8 protein-coding genes are annotated in these 7,088 nt (G+C 62.7%); all 8 read left to right on the forward strand.

The genetic code is table 11. From position 1 onward, the window contains the following. Positions 1–1,107 (forward strand): VanZ family protein, encoded by a 1,107-nt coding sequence (locus B0E49_RS00465; RefSeq protein ID WP_286137716.1) that lies wholly within the window; start codon positions 1–3, stop codon positions 1,105–1,107. 9 nt (positions 1,108–1,116) lie between these two features. Next, positions 1,117–1,479, forward strand: coding sequence for a (2Fe-2S) ferredoxin domain-containing protein (locus B0E49_RS00470; protein ID WP_077560010.1), 363 nt, complete (start codon positions 1,117–1,119; stop codon positions 1,477–1,479). Between the two features lie 5 nt (positions 1,480–1,484). Next, entirely contained in the window at positions 1,485–2,120 is a 636-nt protein-coding gene (locus B0E49_RS00475; RefSeq protein ID WP_077560011.1) for an alpha/beta hydrolase, read from the forward strand. Between the two features lie 78 nt (positions 2,121–2,198). Continuing rightward, entirely contained in the window at positions 2,199–3,419 is a 1,221-nt protein-coding gene (locus B0E49_RS00480) for a D-alanyl-D-alanine carboxypeptidase family protein (RefSeq protein ID WP_077560012.1), read from the forward strand. Between the two features lie 169 nt (positions 3,420–3,588). Next, positions 3,589–3,966 carry a 30S ribosomal protein S12 gene (gene rpsL / locus B0E49_RS00485; protein WP_077560013.1) on the forward strand — a complete coding sequence of 126 codons (378 nt, stop codon included), beginning with the start codon at positions 3,589–3,591 and terminating at the stop codon, positions 3,964–3,966. A 158-nt stretch (positions 3,967–4,124) separates the two neighbouring features. Further along, the gene (gene rpsG, locus B0E49_RS00490) at positions 4,125–4,598 is read left to right on the forward strand and encodes a 30S ribosomal protein S7 (RefSeq protein WP_077560014.1); all 474 of its coding nucleotides are present in this window, start codon (positions 4,125–4,127) and stop codon (positions 4,596–4,598) included. Positions 4,599–4,762: 164 nt separating this feature from the next. Next, on the forward strand, positions 4,763–6,865 hold the full coding sequence (gene fusA, locus B0E49_RS00495; protein WP_077560015.1) for an elongation factor G: 2,103 nt from the start codon (positions 4,763–4,765) through the stop codon (positions 6,863–6,865). A gap of 109 nt (positions 6,866–6,974) precedes the next feature. Continuing rightward, a partial coding sequence (locus B0E49_RS00500) for a GTP-binding protein (protein WP_144264383.1) occupies positions 6,975–7,088 on the forward strand: 114 nt, incomplete at its 3' end.

Raw genomic sequence — 7,088 nt, forward strand, 5'->3', positions numbered from 1 at the left:
GTGACGCAAAAGACCTCGGCCTGGCCGCTCGCGCTGAGCTACACGGCGCTCATCGTTTATGCCAGCCTGTACCCGTTTTCCGACTGGCGCGACCAGGGTATCGTGCCCTGGTTCTACCTGACGGCCCCGCTGCCCAAGTACTGGACCTGGTTCGACCTGGTCTCCAATGTGCTGGGCTACGCGCCGCTCGGCTTTCTGTATGCGCTCAGTGCGCTGCGCAGTGGCGGGCCGCGCCGCAGCGCGCACGCGGTGCTGCTGGCATCAACGGCGTGCGGCCTGCTGTCGTTCGCGATGGAAACGCTGCAAAGCTACCTGCCGGTGCGCGTGCCGTCGAATGTCGATCTCACGTTGAACCTGCTGGGGGGCTGGTTGGGTGCCGTGACGGCCTTCTCGCTGGAAAAACTCGGCGCCATCGACCACTGGAGCCGGATCCGCGCGCACTGGTTCGTCGACGATGCGCGCGGCGCGCTGGTGTTGCTGGCGCTATGGCCGGTGGCCCTGCTGTTTCCGACACCGGTGCCGCTGGGGCTGGGCCAGGTGATGGAGCGGCTCGAGGCCGCGCTGGGCGATGCCTTGCAGGGCACACCGTTTCTGGCCTGGCTGCCCGTGCGCGAAGTGGAACTGCAGCCGCTGCTGCCCAGCGCCGCGCTGCTGTGCGCCATGCTGGGGGTGCTGATCCCGTGTCTGCTCGGCTACTGCATTATCCGCTCGAAGGCGCGTCGCGCTCTGTTTTTAATAGCAACTATCGCTGTGGGAATCTGCGCGACAGCGCTGTCCGATGCCTTGAGCTACGGTCCGTCGCACGCCTGGGGCTGGTTCTCGCTGCCGGTGCAAGTGGGACTCGGCGTGGCCTTCCCCGTCGGGCTGGCGCTGCTCGCCATGCCGCGGCGTGCCTGCGCCGCGCTGCTGCTGCTGGCGCTGGCGGTGCAGTTGGGCGTGCTGAACCAGGCGCCGGCCAGTGCGTATTTCTCGCAAACGCTGCAGACCTGGGAGCAGGGCCGCTTCATCCGCTTCCATGGCGTGATCCAGTGGATGGGCTGGCTCTGGCCTTATGTCACGCTGGTGTATGTGCTGGTGCGGGTCTCGCGGCGCGAGCCCGGCACCTAAAATACCCGCATGAATGCCCCTTTGCCCGCCGATGCGGCGGCTCCCCCTTCCTATTACGAACGCCACATTTTTTTCTGCCTCAACGAACGCAAGAACGGCGAGAACTGCTGCGCCCAGCATGGCGCCCAGCAGGGTTTCGATCGCTGCAAGGCACTGGTCAAGGCGGCCGGCCTGGCCGGTCCGGGCCGCGTGCGCGTGAACAAGTCGGGCTGCCTGGACCGCTGCGCTGCGGGGCCGGTGGCCGTGGTCTACCCCGAGGCGGTGTGGTACAGCTATGTGGACGAGAACGACATCGATGAGATCGTCGAGTCGCACCTGAAAAACGGCCGGGTGGTGGAGCGCCTGCGCGTGCCGCCGCACCTCGGGCGCTGATTTCGGTGAATTCACAAACCCTCAAGCTGAGGCTGTCGGGCGCCGCAGGCGCCATCGAGGCGGTGCGCGATGAGCCCGTACTGGCGCCGGGCCAGGCGGCGCGCGGTGTCGCGGTGATTGCCCATCCGCACCCGCTGTTCGGTGGCACGATGGACAACAAGGTCGTGCAAACGCTGGCGCGTGCCTTCGTGCAATGCGGCTGGAGCGCGGTGCGCTTCAACTTTCGCGGCGTCGGCGCGAGCGCCGGCGTGCATGACGAAGGCCGTGGCGAGACCGACGACCTGCTCGCGCTGATCGAGCAGCTTGCGCCCGCCGGGGCGCTGGCGCTGGCTGGGTTTTCCTTTGGCGCGTTCGTTGCCAGCCGCGCCATTGCGGCGTTGTGGGACGTGCGCGCCATCGAGAAAATCGTGCTGGTGGGCACGGCCGTGGCCCGCTTCGATGTAGCCGATGTGCCGCTGCAGGCGCATGAACGCACCCTCGTGATTCACGGCGAGCAGGACGACACCGTGCCGCTGGCGGCGGTGCTGGACTGGGCACGGCCGCAGTCACTTCCTGTCACAGTCGTTCCGGGCGGCGGGCACTTCTTTCACGGACAATTGCCGCTGCTGAAAAATCTGGTGGTGCGCCATCTGCGGTCCTGAAACTTTATCGGACCGGTCGCAGTCCCACAGCGGCCCGTCCTGCCTTTAACTTCTTTTCAAATCGAAATCACCTCATCCATGAACCGTTTTACGTCTGCGCTGCGCGCGCTTGTGGCCGCCTCGCTGGTGGCTCCTCTTGGCCTGCTGGCCGCCACTCCCAAGACCGCGCCGGCGCCCGCTGCCGCTGCCGTGGCTCCCGCGCCGTCTTCGCTGCCGCAGCCACCCGAGATTGCGGCGCGCAACTACCTGGTGATGGATATGACGTCGAACCAGATCCTGGCGCAAAAGGATATCGACGCTCCGGTCGAGCAGGCCTCCCTGACCAAGCTGATGACGGCGTACCTGGTGTTCGACGCGCTGCGGACCAAGAAAATTACCCTGACCCAGACGTTCCCGGTCAGTGTGCGGGCCTGGAAGATGCCAGGCTCGCGCATGTTCATCGACCCGAAGATGCAGGTGCCGGTGGATGACCTGATCAAGGGCATGATCGTGCAGTCTGGCAACGATGCCGCGATGGCTTTGGCGGAAGGCGTGGGCGGCACCGAGGAGCACTTCGTGCAGATGATGAACGACCAGGCCAAGGCCCTGGGTATGAACTCGACGACCTACAAGAATCCGGACGGCCTGACGGAGCCCGGTCATCTGACGACCGCGCGCGACCTGGCCACGCTGGCGACGCGACTGAGGCGCGACTTCCCCGAATATGCGTATTACGATGCGATCAAGAAATACCATTACGCCGGCACGCCGCCCAGCAACGACACGAACCGCAACGGCCTGCTGTTTCGCGATCCCACCGTGGACGGCCTGAAGACGGGCCACACGGATGCGGCCGGCTACTGCCTGATTGCCACCGCCAAGCGTGATTTCCCGAATGTGCCGGGCCGGCGCATGCTGACCGTCGTGCTGGGCACCACCAGCGAAGCCGCGCGCCTGAACGAATCGCAAAAGCTGCTGAACTGGGGCTATACCGCCTATGAAGACATCAAGCTGTTTGGTGCCAATCAGCCGGCCGTGACACCGAGTGTCTGGAAGGGCAAGGAAAATACCCTCAAGCTGGGGCGCCCGGAGGGCATCGTCGTGTCGGTTCCCGTCGGCGGCGCAGCCAAGATCAAGACTCAGGTGGTGCGCCCCGACCCATTGGTCGCCCCGTTCGTCAAGGGGCAGCAGGTTGGCACGCTCAAGGTGTCGCTGGGTGACCAACCCCTGACCGATGTGCCGCTGGTGGTGCTCGAGTCAGTGGATCAGGCCGGTATCCTGGGCCGCGCCTGGGATGCGATACGGCTGTGGATCAAATAATGGCGCCATAGCCACGGCGCCTCATCCGGGTGTGAGCGGTTGCTGTCTTTGGCGCGCGTCGCGAATTTGCGACAAACCGCTCACACTGCTATACTTGAAGGCTTTTCGGAATTTCCGAAGGGATTCACGTTTTCGTTCAAGTTTTCAAACGTTTAGGGACGTTTTATTCATGCCAACCATTAATCAGCTAGTACGCCAGGGACGCGAGGTCGAAAAGATCAAGTCCAAAAGCCCGGCGATGGAGAATTCTCCACAGCGCCGCGGCGTGTGCACCCGCGTGTACACCACAACGCCCAAAAAACCCAATTCCGCCCTGCGCAAGGTTGCCAAAGTGCGCCTGACCAACGGGTTCGAAGTGATTTCCTACATCGGCGGCGAAGGCCACAACCTGCAGGAGCACTCGGTGGTGCTGGTGCGCGGCGGCCGTGTCAAGGACTTGCCCGGTGTGCGCTATCACATCGTGCGCGGTTCGCTCGACCTGCAGGGCGTGAAAGACCGCAAGCAGTCGCGCTCCAAGTACGGCGCCAAGCGCCCGAAGAAGGCCTGATCGTCGAATAGTTAGTCGGTGTTTGAGTCGCCCTGGCCGGTGAATCAAACGAAGTGACCCGAAGCCCGGAATTTTCCGAGTGGGTCGAGTAAGTGAGGGTTTTGATAACTCTCGCGGTGTCCTCAAAACACACCAACTGAAGCAATAGAGGTGAAAAAATGCCACGTCGTCGCGAAGTCCCTAAACGTGAAATCCTGCCGGATCCTAAGTACGGCAATGTCGAACTCGCCAAATTCATGAACGTGATCATGCAAGGCGGCAAAAAGGCGATTGCCGAGCGCATCGTCTACGGTGCGCTCGAGCAGATCGAGAAAAAATCCGGCGGCAAAGACCCGGTCGAGGCATTCAGCATCGCCATCAACAACGTCAAGCCCATGGTGGAAGTAAAGTCCCGCCGCGTCGGCGGTGCCAACTACCAGGTGCCGGTCGAAGTGCGCCCGGTGCGCCGGCTGGCCCTGTCCATGCGCTGGATCAAGGAAGCGGCCAAGAAGCGCGGCGAAAAGTCGATGGCCCTGCGGCTGGCCAACGAACTGATCGAAGCCACCGAAGGCCGTGGCGGCGCCATGAAAAAGCGTGACGAAGTTCACCGCATGGCCGAGGCCAACAAGGCCTTCTCCCACTTCCGCTTCTAGGAAGCAGTTACTGCGCAACGTTTATATGTCGTTGCTTCGGCCGGTCCGTGCTGTCGTGCGGCCCTGGTCGGCGCATCCCGCCTGAGCGTTGCTTGCTACGCCGCGCCGTGAAGGCGCAGTTTCGGCGTAGCAGTTTGAATTTATCGAGCAACCAAGGACCCATCATGGCTCGCAAGACCCCCATCGATCGCTATCGCAATATCGGCATCTCGGCGCACATCGACGCCGGCAAAACCACGACCACCGAGCGCATTCTTTTTTACACCGGCGTGAACCACAAGCTGGGCGAGGTGCACGATGGTGCGGCCACGACCGACTGGATGGAGCAGGAGCAGGAGCGCGGCATCACCATCACGTCCGCGGCCGTGACCTGTTTCTGGAAGGGCATGGACCTGTCCCGCCCCGAGCACCGCATCAACATCATCGACACCCCCGGCCACGTGGACTTCACCATCGAGGTGGAGCGTTCCATGCGCGTGCTTGACGGCGCCTGCATGGTGTACTGCGCCGTGGGCGGTGTGCAGCCCCAGTCGGAGACCGTGTGGCGCCAGGCCAACAAGTACAAGGTGCCGCGTCTGGCCTTTGTCAACAAGATGGATCGCACCGGCGCCAACTTCTTCAAGGTCGTGGACCAGATGAAGCTGCGCCTGAAGGCCAACCCCGTGCCTGTGGTCATTCCGATCGGCGCCGAGGACAAATTCACCGGCGTGGTGGATCTGATCAAGATGCGCGCCATCATCTGGGATGAAGCCTCCCAGGGCATGAAGTTCGAGTACCGCGATATTCCGGCGGACCTGCTGGAATCCGCCAAGGCGTGGCGCGAGAAAATGGTCGAGGCCGCGGCCGAGGCCAACGAAGAGCTGATGAACAAGTACCTCGAAGAGGGTGACTTGACCGAAGCCGAAATCATGCTGGGCCTGCGCACGCGCACCATCGCCAGCGAAATCCAGCCCATGCTGTGTGGCACGGCCTTCAAGAACAAGGGTGTGCAGCGCATGCTGGATGCCGTGATTGACTTCATGCCTTCGCCGGTGGATATTCCCCCGGTCGACGGCACCGATGACGATGAGGCGCCGACCGTGCGCAAGGCCGATGATGGCGAGAAATTCTCCGCGCTGGCCTTCAAGCTGATGACCGATCCGTTTGTCGGCCAGCTGACCTTCGTGCGCGTGTATTCGGGCGTGCTGTCCAAGGGCGACAGCGTCTACAACCCGGTGCGCGGCAAGAAAGAGCGCATCGGCCGTATCGTGCAGATGCAGGCCAACAACCGCGTGGAAGTCGATGAAATTCGCGCCGGCGACATTGCCGCCTGTGTGGGCCTGAAAGACGTGACCACCGGTGAGACGCTGTGCGATCCCACGGCCATCATCACGCTGGAGCGCATGGTGTTCCCCGAGCCCGTCATTACCCAGGCCGTCGAGCCCAAGACCAAGGCCGACCAGGAAAAAATGGGCATCGCCTTGCAGCGTCTGGCGCAGGAAGACCCTTCTTTCCGCGTCAAGACCGACGAAGAGTCGGGCCAGACCCTGATTGCCGGCATGGGCGAGTTGCACCTGGAAATTATTGTGGACCGCATGAAGCGCGAGTTCGGCGTGGAAGCCAATGTGGGCAAGCCGCAAGTGGCTTACCGCGAGACCATTCGCAAGACGGTGACGGATGCCGAGGGCAAGTTTGTGCGCCAGTCGGGTGGCAAGGGCCAGTACGGCCATGTCGTGTTCAAGATCGAGCCGCAGGAACCCGGCAAGGGTTTCGAGTTCGTCGACGCCATCAAGGGTGGCGTGGTGCCGCGTGAATATATTCCTGCCGTGGAAAAGGGCGTCATCGAAGCGCTGGGCCAGGGCGTGCTCGCGGGCTATCCGGTGGTGGACGTCAAGGTGACGCTGCATTTCGGTTCCTACCACGACGTGGACTCGAACGAGCTGGCCTTCAAGATGGCTGCCATCTTTGGTTTCAAGGAAGGCTGCCGCAAGGCCAGTCCCGTGATCCTGGAGCCCATGATGGCCGTGGAAGTGGAAACGCCCGAAGACTACGCCGGCAACGTGATGGGCGATTTGTCCTCACGCCGCGGCATGGTGCAGGGCATGGAAGACATGGTCGGTGGCGGCAAGGCCATCAAGGCCGAAGTACCTCTGTCTGAAATGTTCGGCTACTCGACCACGCTGCGTTCCATGTCGCAAGGGCGCGCCACTTATACGATGGAGTTCAAGCACTACAGCGAAGCCCCGCGCAACGTGGCCGAGGCCATCGTGGCTGCCCGCGCGAAATAATTTCAAACTGTCTGCGACGGTGTGCCGCCCTGTTCCCGTGCGGGGCGAACCAGCAACATGGTGCAGACATTAAACCTGTACACGGGAACTGTTCTTTGGAGAATTGAAAATGGCAAAAGAGAAATATGCACGCACCAAGCCGCACGTGAACGTGGGCACCATTGGACACGTGGACCACGGCAAGACCACGCTGACGGCGGCCATTGCCACCGTGCTGGCGGCC

It is taken from the genome of Polaromonas sp. C04, from assembly GCF_002002705.1.
Taxonomy (GTDB): Bacteria; Pseudomonadota; Gammaproteobacteria; order Burkholderiales; family Burkholderiaceae_C; genus Rhodoferax_A.